Annotated in this window: 14 protein-coding genes; 6 read left to right on the forward strand and 8 right to left on the reverse strand. The window is 69.2% G+C overall.

The window, feature by feature from the left end:
- Positions 1–23 precede the first annotated feature (23 nt).
- The 4 genes from NKG98_RS13475 (at position 24) to NKG98_RS13490 (ending at position 4,664) form a co-directional block, all read left to right on the forward strand.
- Positions 24–1,028 (forward strand): arsenic resistance protein, encoded by a 1,005-nt coding sequence (locus NKG98_RS13475; protein WP_254766437.1) that lies wholly within the window; start codon positions 24–26, stop codon positions 1,026–1,028.
- 73 nt (positions 1,029–1,101) lie between these two features.
- Entirely contained in the window at positions 1,102–1,659 is a 558-nt protein-coding gene (locus NKG98_RS13480; RefSeq protein ID WP_254766438.1) for a KH domain-containing protein, read from the forward strand.
- Positions 1,660–1,831: 172 nt separating this feature from the next.
- Entirely contained in the window at positions 1,832–3,508 is a 1,677-nt protein-coding gene (gene thsA, locus NKG98_RS13485; protein WP_254769476.1) for a thermosome subunit alpha, read from the forward strand.
- Positions 3,509–3,668: 160 nt separating this feature from the next.
- Entirely contained in the window at positions 3,669–4,664 is a 996-nt protein-coding gene (locus NKG98_RS13490) for an ornithine cyclodeaminase family protein (protein WP_254766439.1), read from the forward strand.
- 7 nt (positions 4,665–4,671) lie between these two features.
- Here the strand turns inward: NKG98_RS13490 and NKG98_RS13495 are convergent, their stop codons facing one another.
- From NKG98_RS13495 to NKG98_RS13530, 8 genes are all read right to left on the reverse strand, one after another.
- Positions 4,672–5,436 carry a YqjF family protein gene (locus tag NKG98_RS13495; protein ID WP_254766440.1) on the reverse strand — a complete coding sequence of 255 codons (765 nt, stop codon included), beginning with the start codon at positions 5,434–5,436 and terminating at the stop codon, positions 4,672–4,674.
- On the reverse strand, positions 5,433–5,648 hold the full coding sequence (locus NKG98_RS13500) for a DUF7535 family protein (protein ID WP_254766441.1): 216 nt from the start codon (positions 5,646–5,648) through the stop codon (positions 5,433–5,435). Before NKG98_RS13500 ends, NKG98_RS13495 begins: the two co-directional genes overlap by 4 nt.
- A 110-nt stretch (positions 5,649–5,758) precedes the next feature.
- Complete coding sequence (leuS, locus tag NKG98_RS13505; RefSeq protein WP_254766442.1) at positions 5,759–8,470, reverse strand: leucine--tRNA ligase; 2,712 nt, start codon at positions 8,468–8,470, stop codon at positions 5,759–5,761.
- A 189-nt stretch (positions 8,471–8,659) separates the two neighbouring features.
- Positions 8,660–11,509, reverse strand: a complete 2,850-nt coding sequence (leuS, locus tag NKG98_RS13510) for a leucine--tRNA ligase (protein ID WP_254766443.1) — start codon at positions 11,507–11,509, stop codon at positions 8,660–8,662.
- Between the two features lie 87 nt (positions 11,510–11,596).
- Positions 11,597–12,019 carry an Hsp20/alpha crystallin family protein gene (locus NKG98_RS13515; protein WP_254766444.1) on the reverse strand — a complete coding sequence of 141 codons (423 nt, stop codon included), beginning with the start codon at positions 12,017–12,019 and terminating at the stop codon, positions 11,597–11,599.
- 95 nt (positions 12,020–12,114) lie between these two features.
- Positions 12,115–12,573, reverse strand: coding sequence for a peroxiredoxin (locus tag NKG98_RS13520; protein WP_254766445.1), 459 nt, complete (start codon positions 12,571–12,573; stop codon positions 12,115–12,117).
- A gap of 190 nt (positions 12,574–12,763) precedes the next feature.
- On the reverse strand, positions 12,764–13,570 hold the full coding sequence (pheA, locus tag NKG98_RS13525; protein WP_254766446.1) for a prephenate dehydratase: 807 nt from the start codon (positions 13,568–13,570) through the stop codon (positions 12,764–12,766).
- 113 nt (positions 13,571–13,683) lie between these two features.
- A complete protein-coding gene (locus tag NKG98_RS13530) occupies positions 13,684–13,992 on the reverse strand; it encodes a non-histone chromosomal MC1 family protein (RefSeq protein ID WP_254766447.1) in 309 nt (102 codons plus the stop codon).
- A 242-nt stretch (positions 13,993–14,234) separates the two neighbouring features.
- Here NKG98_RS13530 and NKG98_RS13535 point away from each other — a divergent pair, with 242 nt between their 5' ends.
- Together NKG98_RS13535 and NKG98_RS13540 are read left to right on the forward strand one after the other, a co-directional pair.
- Complete coding sequence (locus NKG98_RS13535; RefSeq protein ID WP_004215684.1) at positions 14,235–14,432, forward strand: hypothetical protein; 198 nt, start codon at positions 14,235–14,237, stop codon at positions 14,430–14,432.
- Positions 14,433–14,645: 213 nt separating this feature from the next.
- On the forward strand, positions 14,646–17,540 hold the full coding sequence (locus tag NKG98_RS13540; protein WP_254766448.1) for a M14 family metallopeptidase: 2,895 nt from the start codon (positions 14,646–14,648) through the stop codon (positions 17,538–17,540).
- Positions 17,541–17,544: the final 4 nt, after the last annotated feature.

The following is a 17,544-nucleotide window of genomic DNA, read 5'->3' on the forward strand; positions in this document are numbered from 1 at the left end:
TTGTGCAATACCCACAACATCGAATGATATCCGACTTCCTCGAGAGCATCAAGGCGAACCTCGTTCCGGCGGTCGTCCTCTCGCTGGCCCTCGGGCTCGTGAGCGGGCAGTTCATCGGCCCCGGCGTCGCGGGCGTCCTTCAGTCGGCGGTCGTCCCGATCCTGTTCCTGATGGTCTACCCGATGATGGTCACCCTCGACCTGCGGGAACTGCTGAAGGTTCGCCGCCACGCGGGGCTTGTCGGCGCGACTCTCCTCGTGAACTTCGGGCTCGCGCCGCTCGCGGCCGTGGGGCTGGCCCGGCTGTTCTTCGCGGGCGACCCACACTACGCGGTCGGCCTGTACTTCATCGCGCTGATCCCGACGTCGGGGATGACCGCCGCCTGGACCGGGCTGGCGGGCGGCGACCTCGAGGGTGCGCTCGTGGCGATGTCGGTCAACCTCCTCGCGGCGGTCGTCCTCCTGCCGGTGTACCTGTCGGCGCTGGTCGGCGCGGACGTCGGCTTCGAGCCGACGGCGCTGTACCGACAGCTCGCGCTGATCGTCGTGCTCCCGATGATCGCCGGCGCCGTCACCCGGCGGGGGCTGCTCCGCCGGTACGGCGCCGACGACTTCAGGCGGCTCAAGCCGACCCTCGGCGGCCTCAGCTCCGCCGGGGTCGTCCTGATCGTCTTCGTCGCGATGGCGATGCGCTCCGAGAGCATCCTCGCGGACCCGGTCGCGTCGCTGGTCGTGGTCGTCCCGCTCGTCGCGTTCTACGCCGCCGTCCTCGGGATCGGAACCGTCGTCGGCTCGCTCCTGTTCGACTCCTCGCGGACCGTCGCCCTCGTGTACGCGACGAGCATGCGGAACCTCTCGATCGCGCTCGCGATCGCCGCGGCGCCCGGCTTCCCGCCCGCCGAGGCGGTGTTGCCGATCGCGCTCGCCTACCTCCTCCAGCCGCCCCTCGGGGCGGCGTACGCCCAGTACCGCCGGACCGTCGTCGACGAGGAGGGCTCGCTCCGGGACGTGATCCCCGCGCTGGGCTGAGCCGACGCCGGCCGCGACGGGCCGGAACGCGCGGACCGAGCGCTTAAACGCCCCGAGCGAGTAGTCCCGATACATGCAGCACGTGAAGATTCCGCAGGACCGGATCGGTGTTCTCATCGGCGAAGGGGGCGAGACGATGCGCCGGATCGAGTCCGAAGCCGAGGTGCGCCTCGACATCGACTCCGAGAACGGCTCGGTCGCGGTCGAGACCGTCGGCGACCCGGTCCGCGGGCTCAAGGGTCCCGACATCGTCCGCGCGATCGGCCGCGGGTTCGCCCCCGACGACGCGATGGACCTGCTGGCCGACGAGATGATGATGTTCGACGTCGTCGACATCGACGCCGCCTCGCGCAACAAGAACGACCTCAAGCGCAAGAAAGGCCGACTCATCGGCGAGGGCGGCCGCACGCGCGAACTGATGGAGGAACTCACCGGCGCGTCCGTGGTGATCTACGGCTCGACGCTGGGCGCGATCGGCACCCCCACGCAGGTCGAGGCCGTCCGCAGCGCCGCCGAGATGCTACTCGACGGCGCCCCCCACGGCGCGGTCTACTCGTTCCTGGAGGAGAAGCACAACGAGATGAAACGGCAGGGACTGCAGTACCACCGGTTCCCCGGCGGGCAGTCCTGACCGAGCGGCGTCGCGACCTTCGTCGTCCCCGGCCGTAGACGCTGCATAAATACCGGCTCCCAGTTCTGTCGGACATCGCTATACGGCGCCCTCGTGTTGCGGTTTGCCACGCTCCGATGCGAAGATTTTATATAGAATAGCAATCAATCTCTCCCTGACTATGGCACAACAGATGGGTAACCAGCCCCTCATCGTTCTCTCGGAGGAGAGCCAGCGAACCTCCGGGAAAGACGCGCAGTCGATGAACATCACGGCCGGGAAGGCGGTCTCCGAGGCCGTACGCACCACGCTCGGCCCGAAGGGGATGGACAAGATGCTCGTCGACTCGACGGGCTCGGTCGTCGTCACCAACGACGGCGTCACCATCCTCAAGGAGATGGACATCGACCACCCGGCGGCCAACATGATCGTCGAGGTCGCCGAGACCCAGGAGGACGAGGTCGGCGACGGGACGACCTCGGCGGTCGTCGTCGCGGGTGAACTGCTCAAGCGCGCCGAGGACCTGCTCGAACAGGACATCCACGCGACCACGCTCGTCCAGGGCTACCGGCAGGCCGCCGAGAAGGCCCGCGAGGCGGTCGAGGAGGTCGCCATCGACGTCGAACCCGACGACGAGGAGGTCCTCAACCAGATCGCCGCGACGGCGATGACGGGCAAGGGCGCCGAGAACGCCAAGGAACTGCTGGCCGAACTCGTCGTCGACGCCGTCCAGGCCATCGCCGACGAGGACGGCATCGACACGGACAACGTCAAGGTCGAGAAGGTCGTCGGCGGCTCGATCGAGAACTCCGAACTCGTCGAGGGCGTCATCGTCGACAAGGAGCGCGTCTCCGAGAACATGCCCTACTTCGTCGAGGACGCCAACGTCGCCATCGTCGACGGCGCCCTCGAGGTCAAAGAGACCGAGATCGACGCCGAGGTCAACGTCACCGACCCCGACCAGCTCCAGCAGTTCCTCGAACAGGAGGAACAGCAACTCGAGGAGATGGTCGACGCGCTCGCCGACGCCGGCGCCGACGCCGTCTTCGTCGACAAGGGCATCGACGACATGGCCCAGCACTACCTCGCCCAGGAGGGCATCCTCGCGGTCCGGCGCGTGAAGTCCTCGGACGCCACGCGGCTGGCCCGCGCCACCGGCGCCCGCCCCGTCTCCGACGTCTCGGAGATCACCGAGGACGACCTCGGCCACGCGGGTAGCGTCGCCCAGAAGGACGTCGCGGGCGACCAGCGCATCTTCGTCGAGGACGTCGAGGACGCCAAGGCCGTCACGCTCATCCTCCGTGGCGGCACCGAGCACGTCATCGACGAGGTCGACCGCGCCATCGAGGACTCGCTGGGCGTCGTCCGCACGACCATCGAGGACGGCAAGGTGCTCGCCGGCGGCGGCGCGCCCGAGATCGAACTCTCGCTCGTGTTGCGGGACTTCGCCGACTCCGTCGGCGGCCGCGAGCAACTCGCGATCGAGGCCTTCGCCGACGCCCTCGAAGTCGTCCCGCGCACCCTCGCGGAGAACGCCGGGCTCGACCCCATCGACTCGCTCGTCGAACTCCGCAGCGCCCACGACGGCGGCGCCACCGGCGACGGGCTGGACGCCTACACCGGCGAGGTCGTCGACATGGGAGACGACGGCGTCTACGAACCCCTGCGCGTGAAGACTCAGGCCATCGAGTCGGCCACCGAGGCCGCCGTCATGCTGTTGCGCATCGACGACGTGATCGCCGCCGGCGACCTGAAAGGCGGCGGCTCCGACGACGACGAGGGCGACGACATGCCCGCCGGCGGTATGGGCGGCGGCATGGGCGGTATGGGCGGTATGGGCGGTATGGGCGGCATGGGCGGCGCGATGTGAGCGTCGGCCGATAGCCCGTACTCACCCGCTGGACGCCCGACCCCCGAACCGTCGACGCGCGCGACATCGACTTCTTTCGACCGCCGGCCGGCCGGCGACGGCTCCGTCCCCGGAGACGTGCATAGCATGAACTAAGTCCTGCCCCGCAATATTCGCGGCTATGGAAACGCTGCTCCTGGACAGCGACGAGGTCGACGAGAACGCGCGGCTCCCGGACGTGATCCGCGCGGTCGAGGAGGCCTTCGCGGCCTACGAGCGCGGCGACGCCCAGATGCCGCCGAAGTCCTACATCGACCTGCCCCAGTACGACGGGGACTTCCGGTCGATGCCGTCGTACATGGACGCCGGCGAGTGGGACGCGGCCGGGATCAAGTGGGTGAACGTCCACCCGAACAACCCCGCCGACCACGACCTGCCGACCGTCATGGGGACGATGGTCTACTCCGATCCCGAGACGGCGTTCCCGCTCGCGATCATGGACGGGACGGCGCTGACGATGAAACGCACCGGCGCCGCCGCCGCGGTCGCCACCGACCACCTCGCCGTCGAGGACGCCACCAGCCTGGGACTCGTCGGCGCCGGCGTCCAGTCGTACACGCAACTGGAGGCCATCGCCGAGGTCCGGCCCATCGAGGAGGTCGTCGTCAGCGACGTCGACGACGAGCGCGTCCAGCGCTTTATCGACGCCTACGGCGACGAGTTCGACGTCCGCGACGGCTCCATCTCGGAGGCGGGGGGCTGTGACGTGCTCTCGACGGTGACGCCCGTCGAGGACCCCATCGTCGGCCCGGACGACGTCGGCGAGCACACCCACGTCAACGCGATGGGCGCCGACGCCGAGGGCAAACACGAACTCGCCGACGACCTCCTGCTGTCGGCGACGGTCGTCATCGACGACCACGAGCAGTGTACCCACTCCGGCGAGGTCAACGTCCCCTACGGCGAGGGCGTCCTCGGCGACGAGGACATCTACGGCGAGATCGGCGAGATCGTCGTCGGCGAGCGGGACGGCCGGACGGCCGACACGGGCGTCACCGTCTTCGACTCGACCGGGCTGGCGATCCAGGACGTCGCGGCCGCCCACGTCACCTACGAGAACGCCCGCGAGGACGGGGCCGGCTACGAGTTCGGCATGATCGACACGGGCGTCCAGTAAGCGCCGATCACCACGGGTCGAACCGCCGGAGCACCGACCCCGTGATCTCGAGGCGGTCGCAGTAGGAGACGCGAGGGTCCCCCGACGGCGTCGGGAGGTCGGCGGCCGCGAACAGGTCGTTCGCCTCGATCGTCGCGTCGGCCCGCTTCAGCGGCCAGGGGTCGTGGGAGATTTCGGCGACGTAGACGCGGCCGCCGCGGGGGACGAACGTCCGCCGGCGCTCGACCAGCCAGCCCGCAAGCGAGTCGTGATCGGCGCGGCTGGCCGCCCCGCGGGGCCGGTAGACGGCCTCGAACGCCGCGGGGCGGTCGCCCTCGCGGCGGGCGCTCGCGAAGGCGATCCGGTCGTCGACGCGGGCCACCCGCTGGCGGGCGTGAAAGCAGGGGACGCCGGTCGCGTACCGGGCCGCGGTCGCCAGCAGCGGCCCGTCGAGGTCGATACTGAAGAAGTAGAGCCCGGAGAGCCCACCGCAGGTGACGTACGTCCGGAGGTTCACCTCGGGGAACGTCAGCCGGGCGGCCGGCGGCGAACCCCGGAGGCCCGTCCGGGCGAGGACGAACGGGACGACGCTGAGCCACGCCCGCCCGTCGCGGGTCTCGAGGTCGAGCGGGGCCGGGACGTGCGGGCGGAGTCGGTCGGGGTCGACCGGCCAGTGGAAGAAGGCCCCGTCGCGCCAGGTCATCGAGAACGGGAAGGGTAACCACGGCGTCTCGGGGCCCGACCGGCGGCCGCGGCGGCGACGCTCGCGTTCGGTCGCTTCGCGCCGGCTCATGCTTCCTCGCCGGAGTCCGCGACCGCGTCCAGCAACCGGCTGACGAGCCACAGGATGATCGCGAACGGGAGCAACGGGAGCAGGACGATCAGCAGGCCGAGGAAGTACGCCCAGCCGATCAGGGTCATCTCCCGGTCGGGGCGGCCGTGGTACGACGGCGTGACGGTTCGCAGCGTTCGTTCGGATCCCGATTCGTCGTCGTCCGCGCTCATACCACTCGTACGCGGCGACGCCGGATAAAGTAGACAGGCGACTGTCAGGAGCCGTGACGCTCCCGGCGCGGTTCGGGGCTCGACGATCGACGAGAGCCGGCGACCGCAGTTCAGTCCTCGATCTCGATCGCGGGCCGACCCGGCTCCGCGTTCTTCAGGACGCTCTCGTCGTCGACCGCGGCGGCGCGGACGACCCGCACCGGCGCGCCGAACTCGCGTTCGAGCAGCCACGCGGCGGCTTCGAGGGCGTCGTACTCCGCTTCGGGGCCGAGCGTCATCGACAGCGCCTCGCGTTCGGCCTGCAGGTCCTGCCCGTAGTTTGCGGCGGCGTCACCCTGCTCGCGGATGTGAGACACCTGCATCAACTCGCCGATCAGGTTGTCGGCGTCGCTCTCGATCGCGATTTCGAGGGCGTCGTACTTCCAGTCGGGGGCGACGACGACGTCGATCCCCTTCGGGTCCTCGATGCCGGCGACGTCGACGATCTGGCGGACGTCGGCGCGGGTGTTCTCGACCAGTTTCCGGCGTTTCTCGACGCGGTCGCGGTCGACGTCGGCGGTCGGCCACGCGGCGTCGACGACGAAACCGTCGTCGCCGAGGTCGTCGTACAGGTCCTCGGCGAGGTGGGGCGCGACCGGCGCGAGCAGGCGCACGACGGCCGACAGCCCGCGCTCGAACGTCTCGGCGTGGGGTTCGGTGTAGTCGGCGTACTGGCGCAGCGTCCGGGTCAGGTCCTGGGTCTCCCGCAGCGCCCGGTTGAACGTCAGGTCGTCGTACTCGTCGGTGGCGATGGCGACCGTCGCGTCGATCTCGTCGTCGACGTAGCCCGCGACGGCGTCGTACTCGCCGTCGGGCTCGTCCGCTCGCGGCTGATCGCCGCTCGCGTCTTCCGCGGCGCCACGCGCCGCGCTCGCGACGAACTCCTCGACCAGCTCCTTCAGCCGCGCGAGGTAGGCGTTCGTCGAGCGGACCCCCTCCTCGCTCCAGTCGAAGTCCCGTTCGGGCTGGGCGGCCTGCATCATGAACAGCCGCGCCGTGTCGGCGCCGTACTCCTCGACGATCCGCTGGGGCGAGACGACGTTGCCCTTCGACTTCGACATCTTCTCGCCTTCTAGCTGGACCATCCCCTGGGCCAGCAGGTTGGTAAACGGCTCGCGGTGGTCGAGGCCCTCGTGGTCGGCGAGCACCTTCGTGAAGAACCGCGCGTACAGCAGGTGCATCACGGCGTGCTCGATGCCGCCGACGTACTGGTCGACCGGCATCCAGTCGTTCGCGCGCTCGCGGTCGAAGGGTGCGTCCTCGAGGTCCGGCGAGACGTACCGCAGGAAGTACCACGAGGAGTCGACGAACGTGTCCATCGTGTCCGTCTCGCGGGTCGCGTCGGCGCCGCAGTCGGGACAGGTCGTCTCCTTCCACTCCTCGGCGGCGTCCAGCGGGTTGCCGGTGGTGTTGATGAACGCCGGCAGTTCGACCGGCAGGTCCTCCTCGGGGACCAGCACCGGGCCGCAGTCCTCGCAGTGGACGACCGGGATCGGCGTCCCCCAGTAGCGCTGGCGGGAGATGCCCCAGTCGCGAAGCTGGTACTGGGTGGCGTGTTCGGCGCCCTCGACGTCCTCGGTGATCCGCTCGCGAGCGGTCTCGCTGTCCAGCCCGGAGTAGTCCCCGGAGTTGACGAGCACGCCGTCGTCGGTGAACGCCCCCTCGCTGACGTCCGGGGCCTCGGGGACGGTCTCGCCGTCCCAGTCCTCGGGTTCGGGCGCGATCACGGGGACGACGTCCTCGCCCATCTTCGAGGCGAAGACGTGGTCCCGGTCGTCGTGGCCGGGGACGCCCATCAGCGCGCCGGTCCCGACGTCCGAGAGGACGAAGTCCGCCACGTAGACGGGAATCTCCTCGCCGGTGACGGGGTTGGTGGCGGTCAGGCCGGTCTCGACCCCCTCGGGTTCGTCGCCCTCGGGGTCGGCCTCGTGCTCGACGAAGTGGCGAACCGCCTCGTCTTCCGCCGCGAGGTCCTCGCTGATCGGGTGGTCCGGCGCGAGCGCGAAGAAGGTTGCGCCGTAGATGGTGTCGACGCGGGTGGTGAAGGCCTCGACCTCGCCGTAGCCCTCCACGCTAAATTCGAGTTCCGTCCCCTCCTGCCGGCCGATCCAGTTGCGCTGCATCTGGCGCACCGAGTTGGGCCACCCCTCCAGGTCGTCGATCGCTTCCAGCAGTTCGTCCGCGTACTCGGTGATCTTCAGGAACCACTGGTCGAGTTCGCGCGTCTCGACGGGCGTGTCACAGCGCCAGCACAGTTCGGCCTCGCCCTCGACCTGCTCGTCGGCGAGGACGGTCTCGCAGTGGGGACACCAGTTGACCTCGGCGTCGCGCCGTTCCACGAGGCCCGCCTCGTGGAACCGGCGGAACAGCCACTGGTTCCACCGGTAGTAGTCGGGGGTGCAGGTGGTGACCTCCCGCTCCCAGTCGTAGCCAAAGCCCATCGCGTCCATCTGCTCGCGCATCGTCTCGATGCAGTCGAACGTCCAGTCCCGTGGGTTGGTGTCGCGCTCCTTGGCCGCGTTCTCGGCGGGGAGGCCGAACGCGTCCCACCCCATCGGGTGGAGCACCTCGTCGCCGCGCATCCGCCGGTAGCGGGCGTACGCGTCCGTGATCGTGTAGTTGCGGACGTGCCCCATGTGGAGTTTGCCCGAGGGGTACGGGTACATCCCGAGGACGTACGTCGGATCGTCGACGTCGTCGGGCGTTCGATAGACGTCCGCGTCGTCCCACGCCTCCTGCCAGCGTCGTTCGACCCTCGCGTGGTCGTATCCCCGTTGACTCATTTGTGTACCAGTGCGCCCGAGGGAGCCGTATACCTTCGCATCTTCGCTCGTTCCGCGTCGGCGCTCTCGCTTACAGTTCGGGCGACCCTCCCTCGGCGACGTCAGCGAGAGCACGGCCGACGCGCGACGAGGAACACGACCGACTGCCACCGTCGGGGCTCGGACGTTCTGGCCGCTCGACGGCGGTCGTTACTCGAGGTGAATCGCCGGCCGGAACGGCCGGGCCTGACCTGCCTTGTCGTCGGGATCGACCGGATTCCCGTCCTCCGCGTAGACCTCGACGTCGGCGCCGAACTCGCTGGCGAGGAAGTCGGCGGCCACCTCGTAGACCGCCCGTTCGTCGATCCCGGACAGAGTCTCGATGGTCTCCGCATCGCGCTCGCGGACGACCGAGACGAGGTCGCCGACGAGGTCGTTGACGGCGTCGCCCCGCTCGCGCAGCGCCTCGTTTTGCATCACTTCGCCCATCACACGTCCCTGATTCGGCCCGACGTCGATTACGGTGTCGAGGACGTCGCGCTTCCAGTCGGCCGCGACGTACAGGCGGATCGTCTCGGGATCGGTGCCGGTGACCTCGACGATGTCCCGGACGTCGTCTCGGACGTCCTCGACCAGTCCCTCCTGGGCGAGGACGGTCGGGTCCTCGAACTCGGGGACGGGTTCGGGCCAGGGGACGTCCTCGGCGGGTTCGCCGATCAGGCGCTCGTGGAGTTCGTTGGCCATGAACGGAACGAACGGGGCAAGCAGCCGCAGCCGGGTCTCGAGGACGGTCCGGAGCGTCCAGCGAGCGCCCGGCCGGTCGAGGTCGGTCCGTCGGCGGTACCACTTCAGGTGCTCCTCGAACCGGTAGAAGGCGTGCTGGCTGGCGGTCCGGGTTTCGAATCGGTCCATCGCGTCCGTCACGTCCCGGACGGTTTCCTGTAGTTGGGCGAGCAGCCAGCGGTCGATCGTCCCGAGGTCCCGCTCACCGTCGGGTCCCTCGATGACGTCGATCGCGCGGTTCCAGAACCGTTCTAGCTGGTCGCGGGTCGCGCCGACCTCCTCCGCGCGCCAGTCGAAGTCCTGCCACGGCTCCGAACTGTTCAGCAGGAAAAAGCGCACGGTGTCGGCGCCGTACTCCTCGATGGCTTCGTCGGGCAAGACGACGTGGCCCTTCGAGGAACTCATCTTCTCGCCCTCGAGCAGGCCCATCCCCATGCTGGTGATCCCCTCTGGCCACCTCTCCTCGTCGAAGAGTTCGGCGTGGTGGTAGAGGAAGAACGTCAGGTGGTTCGAGATCAGGTCGTTCGCCGAGCAGCGGTAGTCGACGGGATACCAGTACTCCCACTCCTCGCGCAGTTCCAGCGCGCGCTCGTCGGGGTCGTCCACCGCGTCCTCGCCGTAGAATAGCGCGTCGAAGAAGTCCCGATCCATCGCCTCCGGCGGGACGTCTTCGAGCCGGTGAGCGATGGTGTAGTAGGCCATGTAGATCGTCGAGTCCGAGAGCGGTTCGATGACGAAGTCCTCGTCCCACGGGAGGTCCGTCCCCAGCCCGTAGTTTCGGATGCAGGGCCACTCCTCGAGCCAGTCGACGGTGTGGACGTACTGCTCGCGAGTCGTCTCGGGAATCGCGTCGAGGTTCTCTACGGCCCGCAGAACCTTCTCGCTCCACTCCTCGTCGTTGTACCGCAGGAACCACGTCTCCTGTTCGGCGACCTCGACGTCGCCGCCACAGCGACAGACGACCTCCTCGGCGAAGTCGTACATCGCGTCGAACGCGCCCTTCCTCCGGTAGTGTTCTTTGAGTTCGTCGCGGACGTCCGCGATGACGTCGCCGGCGAACTCGCCGTACTCCTCGATGAGTTCCCCCTGGTGGAACTCGCGGTTGTACAGTTCCTGGGTCGCGTGTTCGAGTGCGGGATCGCTCGAGCACGTGACCCCGTGTTCCTCGACGGCGTCTCTCGCGGGGAACTCGCCGTAGCCCTCGATGGTGAGGATCGCGTGGGGTTCGATCGCGCGGACCTCGGCGGGGTCGACGCCGTACTCGGCGAGGTCGTCTGCGCGCTCTTTGGCCTCCTCGAGGGCGACCCAGTCGTCGGGCGAGTGGGCCGGGACGGACATCACGACCCCGGTCGCGTTGTCCGTGTCGACGAAGTCTGCCGGGATGACGAGAATCTCCTCGTCGGTGACGGGGTTCGTGACGTACTCGCCGACCAGTTCGGCGCCCTCGAACGTCTCTTCGACGTCGACGTCGCGGGCCTGCAGGTCGAACTTCTCGGTCGCCGTCTCGGCGACGATCCACTCCTCGCCGTCTACGGTCGCGCGGGCGTACGTCGCGTCGGGGTCGACGTAGGCGTTGGTGACCCCGCGGACCGTCTCGGGCCGGAGGGTGGCCATCGGGTAGACCGTTCCCTCCGCATCCTCGAACTCGATCAGCGTGTACTCCTGGAACTCCGCGTCCTCGCCCTCGAGCAGATCGTGGGTCGTGACCGGCTGTTGCTCGTTCGTACAGTAGTTGACCGGGTGCAGGCCCCTCTCGAGCAGCCCGCGTTCTCGCAGCGTCTCGTACTGCCAGGTGATGAACCGCGAGTAGCGCTCGTCGTTCGTGGTGAACTCGCGACGCCAGTCGATCGACAGTCCCAGCCGGCGCATCCCCTTCTTGTAGTGTTCCTCGATGAAGTGGCGGGCGTACCCCATCGGCGTCTCGAGGTCCTCGAGGGTGTCCTCGGGGACGTTGTAGGTGTCCCGTAGGACCGACAGCTGTTCCTCTTCCCCCTTCTTGAGCCGCTCGACGGCACCGATGATCGGCGTGCCGGTGACGTGCCAGGCGATCGGGAAGAGGACGGTATCCCCTCGCTGGCGGCGGTATCGCGCGTACACGTCCGGGACGGTGTACGTACGTGCGTGTCCGATGTGCATTCCCCCGCTCGGGTAGGGATACGGCACCGTCACGAACGTCGCTTCGCTCGGGTCTCGGCCGTCGGGGTCGGCCTCGTACCGCCCCGACTCGGCCCAGCGCGCGCGCCACTCGGACTCGAGTTCCTGCGGGTCGTAGCTCATGGCTCGTCGTTGTGGCGGACGGATAAAAGCGCTACCACATTGACAGTCCGCCACGCCACGGCGCGCTCTCGGCGAAGCGGCCGGCGATCACTCGATGTCGATGTGCTTCGAGTCCTCGCCCTCGTCGACTTTCGGCAGGCGGACCGTCAGCACGCCGTCCTCGTACCCCGCGGTCACCGACTCCTCCTCGACCGGTTCGGGCAGGCGGATCCGCCGGTCGACCGACCGGCGCGTGCGCTCGCGCCGGAGGTAGTGGGCCTCCTCGACCGAGACGTCCTCCTCGCGGCTCGCGTCCAGCCGCAGTACGCCCTCCGACAGCGTCAGGTCGATCTCGTCGGTGTCGTACCCCGGCAGGTCGGCGGTCACGACGTACTCCTTGCCGGCGTCGACCACGTCGACGGCCACCGACCCCGGTACGGGGAAGCCGGTGCCGGCGTTCATTCCCTCCTCGACCTGTCGGGTCACGCGGTCCAGCACGTCCTCTAACTCGTCGAACGGGTTGCGTCGCATACTCTCGCGTACGGGTCCGAAGGGGATAAAATCTGCCCGTCGGCGAACGACAGAACGCGGCGGTTCCGCGAACCCGGCCGGCCCGACGCGGCCGCTCACTCCGGCAAACTCGCGAGTCCCGCCTCCAGCGCGTCGCGCAGCACCTCGCGGGCGTGGCCGTCGGGGTCGACGCCCTCGTAGACCGCCTTCACCTCGCCGTCGGCGAGGAGGAACGTCGTCCGCGGGGCGGCGCCGCCGCGGCGCGGTTCGAGGTCGAACGCTTCGAGCACCTCGCCGTCCGGGTCGGCCAGCAGGTCGAACGCCAGCCCCTCGGCGTCGCAAAACGACCGGTGGGAGTCGACGTCGTCGGTCGAGACGCCGTAGACGTCGACGCCGGCCTCGCGGTAGCTCCCGAGTTCCCGCTGGAACTGGCGGGCCTCGGTCGTACAGCCCGGCGTCTCGTCTCTCGGGTAGAAGTAGACGACCGTCGGCCCGTCGAACGAGGGGGTCACGGCCTCGCCGTCCTGATTGGGCGCGGTCACCGCCGGCGCGGGGTCGCCCGGATCGAGTGCCATGCGGGTCCGTACTTCGGGCGGCCGGAAACGGCTTTCGGGGCCCGCGACAGTCTCGGCTCGCTCACTCCACGAACAGCCGAACGTCGTCCGCGACGTCGCGTAAGCGCTCCGGGTCGAACAGGGGTTCCATCCGTCGGTACGCGTCCAGTCGGAGTCAAAAAGTCGTTTCGGTGAGAACTCCCCGCGGCCGTCAGTCGACGACGTGTTCGGTGTCGTACGAACCCAGCCGACGCACCCAGCCGTTCGCGGCGAGTTCTTCGAGGTCGGCGATCGCCTCCTGCGTGCGACGCTCGTACAGCCCCGCGGCGACGTCGACGTGGAAGACGTAGTCGCCGAGGCGCTCGCCGCTCGGGCGGGACTCGACGCGGGTCAGGTTGACGTCGCGGTCGGCGAACGGCTGGAGCAACTCGAGCAGCAGGCCGGGGTAGTTCGCGTTCGGGTAGACGACGAGCGAGGTCTTCCCGCCGGCCTTCGAGCGCTCGTCGGCCGGCGCGAGCGCGAAGAAGCGGGTGGCGTTCGACGACCGGTCCTGAATGTCCTCGGCGAGCACGCGGAGGTCGTCGTCGGCGTTGTCGGGGTGGCCGATCCCCGCGACCGACGGGTCCTCGCGGGCGTACTCGACCCCCTGGGCGGTGCTGGCGACCGCTTCGAGGGCCGCGTCGGGGTACTCGCGTTCGAGGTAGGCGCGACACTGCGCGAGTGCCTGCGAGTGGCTGGCGATCGTCTCGAACGCCTCGTTCTGGGCGAGCAGCGCGTGCCTGATCGGGGTGACGATCTCGCGGACGACGGCGACGTCGTACTCGGCGACGGCGTCGAGGCTCTCGGTGACGCTCCCCTCGATGCTGTTCTCGATCGGGACGACCCCGCGGTCGTACTCGCCGCCGGCGACGGCGTCGACGATCGAGGTCACCGACTGGCGGAACTCGATCTCGTCGGCGACGGCGCGGGCCGCCCGGTGGGAGTAGGTCCCCTCGGGTCCGAGGGTGACTGCGATCATGCCACCCCGTAGCGGGCAGCGGGACAAAAACGCGTCGAGAGCGGCGACGCTGGCCGCGACGCCGCGACTCGGCTTCGCGTCTCACGTCTCGGGTCGGAGACGGGGGTCGCCCGCTACTCGTCGAGGTGCTCGATGCCTTTCTTCGAGACGTTCGCCTCGGTGATCTGGTCGGGCATCCAGTCGGGCTTGTCGTCCGGCGCGGTCTCCTCCCACGCCCAGCCGTCGTAGATGTGGACCTTGTCCGTCCCCTTCTCGCGGAGTCGGAGTTCGATCCGGTCGGCCGCGTCCTCGCTCGGGCCGGGGTCGAGCCGACGGGCCGCCTTCAGGGCCGCCTGCCTCGGCGTGTTGCCCGAGAAGACGCTGTCTTCCTCGCCGTTCGAATCGCGCAGTGCGAAGTTCCGCTTACCGTCTTCACGTACCATGGTTTTCGCCCTCCGTGCCAATCGAGCACATGGTCCGACATAAAGATATCCCCAAAAACCGACCGACAGCGTCGGTATCTTTAAGTGCGTTCGCCTCACCACCACACGCCAGCAGTGGACGACGACGTCGAGGCGCGTCGGCCGACGACGCCCGAAGCGACCTGTAAGGGACGTTGTCGGTCGATGTGCCGTAGAAAACACTTAAGTATATCCTACGGCGAAGGTCGAGGTAGAGTCCCGCGATGGTACGGAAAAAGAAGCTGAGTCCAAGCGGTGCGAAAGACGAGGACGGCAACTACCACAACGTCCACCTGAACCTCCACGAGGACGAACTCGCAGTCGCGGGGATGGATATCGGCGACGAGGTCTTCGTCCGCGTCCGAGACGGCAAGATCATCATCCAGAAAGCCGACGAGGATGACGTAGAACACGAGTTCTGAACGCCCGTTCCGTGACCGACGGGCGCGCCGACCGCCTCCGGTTACCGACCCGTCTTCGACGGCCGCCGGGCGAACACCGATTCTCCGGAGTTTCGCTCTACTACGGCCGAATACCTAAACGTACGTCTCCCAGCTACTTTCTCTCGTTCCTGAGGGTATTTATTCGGAATCATTGTGGTCCCCGGTCGTGGGACGTCCCTCCCACGACAGACAATGGCACGCAGCCCGGACCACGCCAGACCGACCGACCGTACCGCACGCGCCGACGGGGCGAGAGTCGACCCCGACGAGGTGCGCGACGCCGACTTCGCGGACAGCCCCGTCGACCGTCGGAGGTTCCTCGCCCTCTCGGCGGCGACGGGCGCCGCGCTCGCCCTGCCCGGGAGCGCGACCGCGGCCGTCGACGGCGAACCGTTGACCGACGAGTACGCGTTCGTCGTCAACCACACGCCGGACGAGTACGAGGCGCCGACCGTCGTCGAGTTCGCCGACCGGGACGCGCTCGCCGCGTTCGCCGACGAGTACGCGGCGGACCCGGACCCCGACCTGTCGCGGGCGCCGAAGGCGGTGACCCGCGAGTCGCCGACGCCGGCCGCACACGCCCACCTCACCGCCGACGAGGTCGTGGACGTCCTCGAAATGGACGGCGTCGAACTGATGGACTTCTCGCCGGGCGCGAACCCGTGGTGGACACTCGACGACCCATACGCCGACGGCGTCTTCCCGCCGGTCGAGGAGGCCCGGGACTTCGTCTCCTACCGGGAGACCGCGCGGGCGCTCGACCACCTCGAAGAGACCTACCCCGACCGCGTGCGCGTCCACGCCCTCGACGGGTCGCCGGGGTGGCCCAACCGGTACACCGGGGCGGACCCCGACCCGCAGGAGATCTACGTCGTCGACGTCGCGACCGACGTCCGCGACGAGGCGTCGTTCGCCGCGAAGGAGAAGGTCGTCTTCTCGCTGTCGATCCACGGCGACGAGCGCGCCGGCGTCGAGGCCGGCTGTCGACTCCTCGAAGACCTCGCGCGGGGCGAGGCCGACGACTTCGCGGGACTGCTCGACGACGTCGCGGTCGTCTTCGTGTTCACGAACCCCGACGGCTGGGTCTCGCGCGAGCCCCAGTACGAGATCACCTACGGCGAGACCCGGACCAACTTCCGGCGCGGGAACGCCTCCGGCGTCGACACCAACCGGCAGTACCCGACGATGGGGTGGGTCGACCCCGCGTTCTGGCCCGCCGAACCCGAGGACACCCCCGAGGTACGGCCCGGCTACGAGGAGGAGGGGCTGGGATACGCGGACGTCGTCCCGGACGCGCTGGCGATCGTCGACCACTTCCGGGGGTACGAGAACGTCGAGTACCTCTGTGACTACCACGGGATGTACGTCGCGGACCACGTGGTGTTCAACCTCGAGACGAACGCGCCGTTCGACCACGACGGGACCCACGACCTCGACGAGGTCAACGTCCGCATCGGCGAGGGGATGCGCGAGGAGTGGGGCGACGTCGACGCGCTCGCGGACGACCTCGCCCGGTCCGGCGAGGAGATGTACGGCTTCCCGTTCGTCCCGGACGGCGACAGCTACGGCGGCCTCTTCGACTGGGGCACCATCTACGACTCGCTTGCCTACCAGGTGACCGGCGCGTTCCTCGGCTGGGCCGGCCAACCCGAGGCGTTCGGCGGCCTCGGCGCCGTCACGGTCGCCCCCGAGATCGTCCGCGCGAACCACTTCCCGGAGGCCGTAATCGAGTGGAAACCCTACGTCGAGCGCCACCTCGTCAGGGCCTACCGCATCTCGATGCGCGAGTTCGCCCGGATGACCGCCGCGGAGACGAACGCGACCGTCGCGACCGGCGGGCGGGACACCGCCTACGTCACGACCGACGCGCTCACGCGGTCGTCGGCCGACCTCCCGTACACCGACGAGCGACCCGGAGAGGGCGACGGCCCCGGTCGGGACCGCGCCGCGGAGGTCCGGCGCCGCCACGACGTCGTCCAGCCGGGCCCCGACGGCCGGGCGAGCGTCGACGTGGCGGCCACCGACGCCTCCCACTCGCTGTCGATCCACCTCGCCGGCGTCGCCGGCGCGACCGACGGCGTCGTCCGCGTCAGGAACCCCGACGGGACCGTCGTCCACGAGGTCGACCTCGCCGAGCGGGCGGCTCCCGAGACCGACGCGCCGGGCCGGCCCCACGACTTCGAGGGCTGGTTCGTCCGCCGACCCGCGGCGGGCCGGTGGGAGGTCGAGGTCGAGGCCGACGCCGAGATCGAGGCCGACCTGACGGTGCTCGACGCCGACGAGTACCCGGACCCGGAGGCGGTGCTCGGCTACGAGCAGCGCGAGTACACCGTCGACCCGATGCAGTTTTTCGCCGACCTCGAACCGCACCTCGAGGACGGCGAGATAGACGGTCTGCGGGTCCACGACGTCCGGATCGGTCGCCTGTTGCGCGGGAACTCGGGCGAGCGCCGCTACGACAAACTCGTCGTCTCCCACGACGAGGGGGTCGACGACCCGGCGTACGTCGCGGCGATCGAGGCGTTCGTCGAGGCCGGCGGCGACCTCGTGCTCACCGACGCCGGCGTGAACCTGCTCGCCGAACTCGACGTGGGGGAGGCCGCCGCGATCGGAACCGACGACGTCGACGAGATCGAGATGTGGTTCGCCAACCTCGACGACCGGGACTTCGAGCACCCGCTGCTCGCGGGCGTCAGGCCTCGACAGCGGGAGATATGGAAGGGCTCGCAGCTCGGCTACACGACGTGGGTCGACCAGCCGGCGACGGTCGTCGACCGCGACGCCTTCGAGGCCGCCGGCGGCTCCGTCGCCGGCACCCTCACCGAGTGGGACGTCGTCGACGGCTGGCCGGCCCCGGTCGGCACCGGCGTCGGCGCCGGGACGCTCGCGGCCGCCGACGGCGACGCGGAGGTCGTCGTCCTCGGCTCCGTGCTCCCGCCGGCCCAGCAGACCGTCCTGCACCCGTTCGGGATGGCCGACTACGCCGTCTCGTTCATGGGCCACACGCTGGTGTGTAACGCGCTCGGCTTCGAGCAACGGCGGTACGTCGACGGGGATCTGGTGCGCACCTACGGCGAGATCCGGTAGGGCG

This window comes from Salinilacihabitans rarus, from assembly GCF_024296665.1.
GTDB lineage: Archaea > Halobacteriota > Halobacteria > Halobacteriales > Natrialbaceae > Salinilacihabitans > Salinilacihabitans rarus.

Excerpts from the sequence above, each read along its gene's own strand:
- NKG98_RS13480 (WP_254766438.1), top strand. The coding sequence starts at position 1,102 with ATGCAGCACGTGAAGATTCCGCAGGACCGGATCGGTGTTCTCATCGGC.
- NKG98_RS13515 (WP_254766444.1), bottom strand. The coding sequence starts at position 12,019 with ATGCGACGCAACCCGTTCGACGAGTTAGAGGACGTGCTGGACCGCGTG.
- NKG98_RS13540 (WP_254766448.1), top strand. The coding sequence starts at position 14,646 with ATGGCACGCAGCCCGGACCACGCCAGACCGACCGACCGTACCGCACGC.
- NKG98_RS13495 (WP_254766440.1), bottom strand. The coding sequence starts at position 5,436 with ATGAGCCGGCGCGAAGCGACCGAACGCGAGCGTCGCCGCCGCGGCCGC.
- leuS (WP_254766443.1), bottom strand. The coding sequence starts at position 11,509 with ATGAGCTACGACCCGCAGGAACTCGAGTCCGAGTGGCGCGCGCGCTGG.
- NKG98_RS13475 (WP_254766437.1), top strand. The coding sequence starts at position 24 with ATGATATCCGACTTCCTCGAGAGCATCAAGGCGAACCTCGTTCCGGCG.
- NKG98_RS13530 (WP_254766447.1), bottom strand. The coding sequence starts at position 13,992 with ATGGTACGTGAAGACGGTAAGCGGAACTTCGCACTGCGCGATTCGAAC.
- pheA (WP_254766446.1), bottom strand. The coding sequence starts at position 13,570 with ATGATCGCAGTCACCCTCGGACCCGAGGGGACCTACTCCCACCGGGCG.
- NKG98_RS13535 (WP_004215684.1), top strand. The coding sequence starts at position 14,235 with ATGGTACGGAAAAAGAAGCTGAGTCCAAGCGGTGCGAAAGACGAGGAC.
- NKG98_RS13490 (WP_254766439.1), top strand. The coding sequence starts at position 3,669 with ATGGAAACGCTGCTCCTGGACAGCGACGAGGTCGACGAGAACGCGCGG.
- leuS (WP_254766442.1), bottom strand. The coding sequence starts at position 8,470 with ATGAGTCAACGGGGATACGACCACGCGAGGGTCGAACGACGCTGGCAG.
- NKG98_RS13500 (WP_254766441.1), bottom strand. The coding sequence starts at position 5,648 with ATGAGCGCGGACGACGACGAATCGGGATCCGAACGAACGCTGCGAACC.
- thsA (WP_254769476.1), top strand. The coding sequence starts at position 1,832 with ATGGGTAACCAGCCCCTCATCGTTCTCTCGGAGGAGAGCCAGCGAACC.
- NKG98_RS13520 (WP_254766445.1), bottom strand. The coding sequence starts at position 12,573 with ATGGCACTCGATCCGGGCGACCCCGCGCCGGCGGTGACCGCGCCCAAT.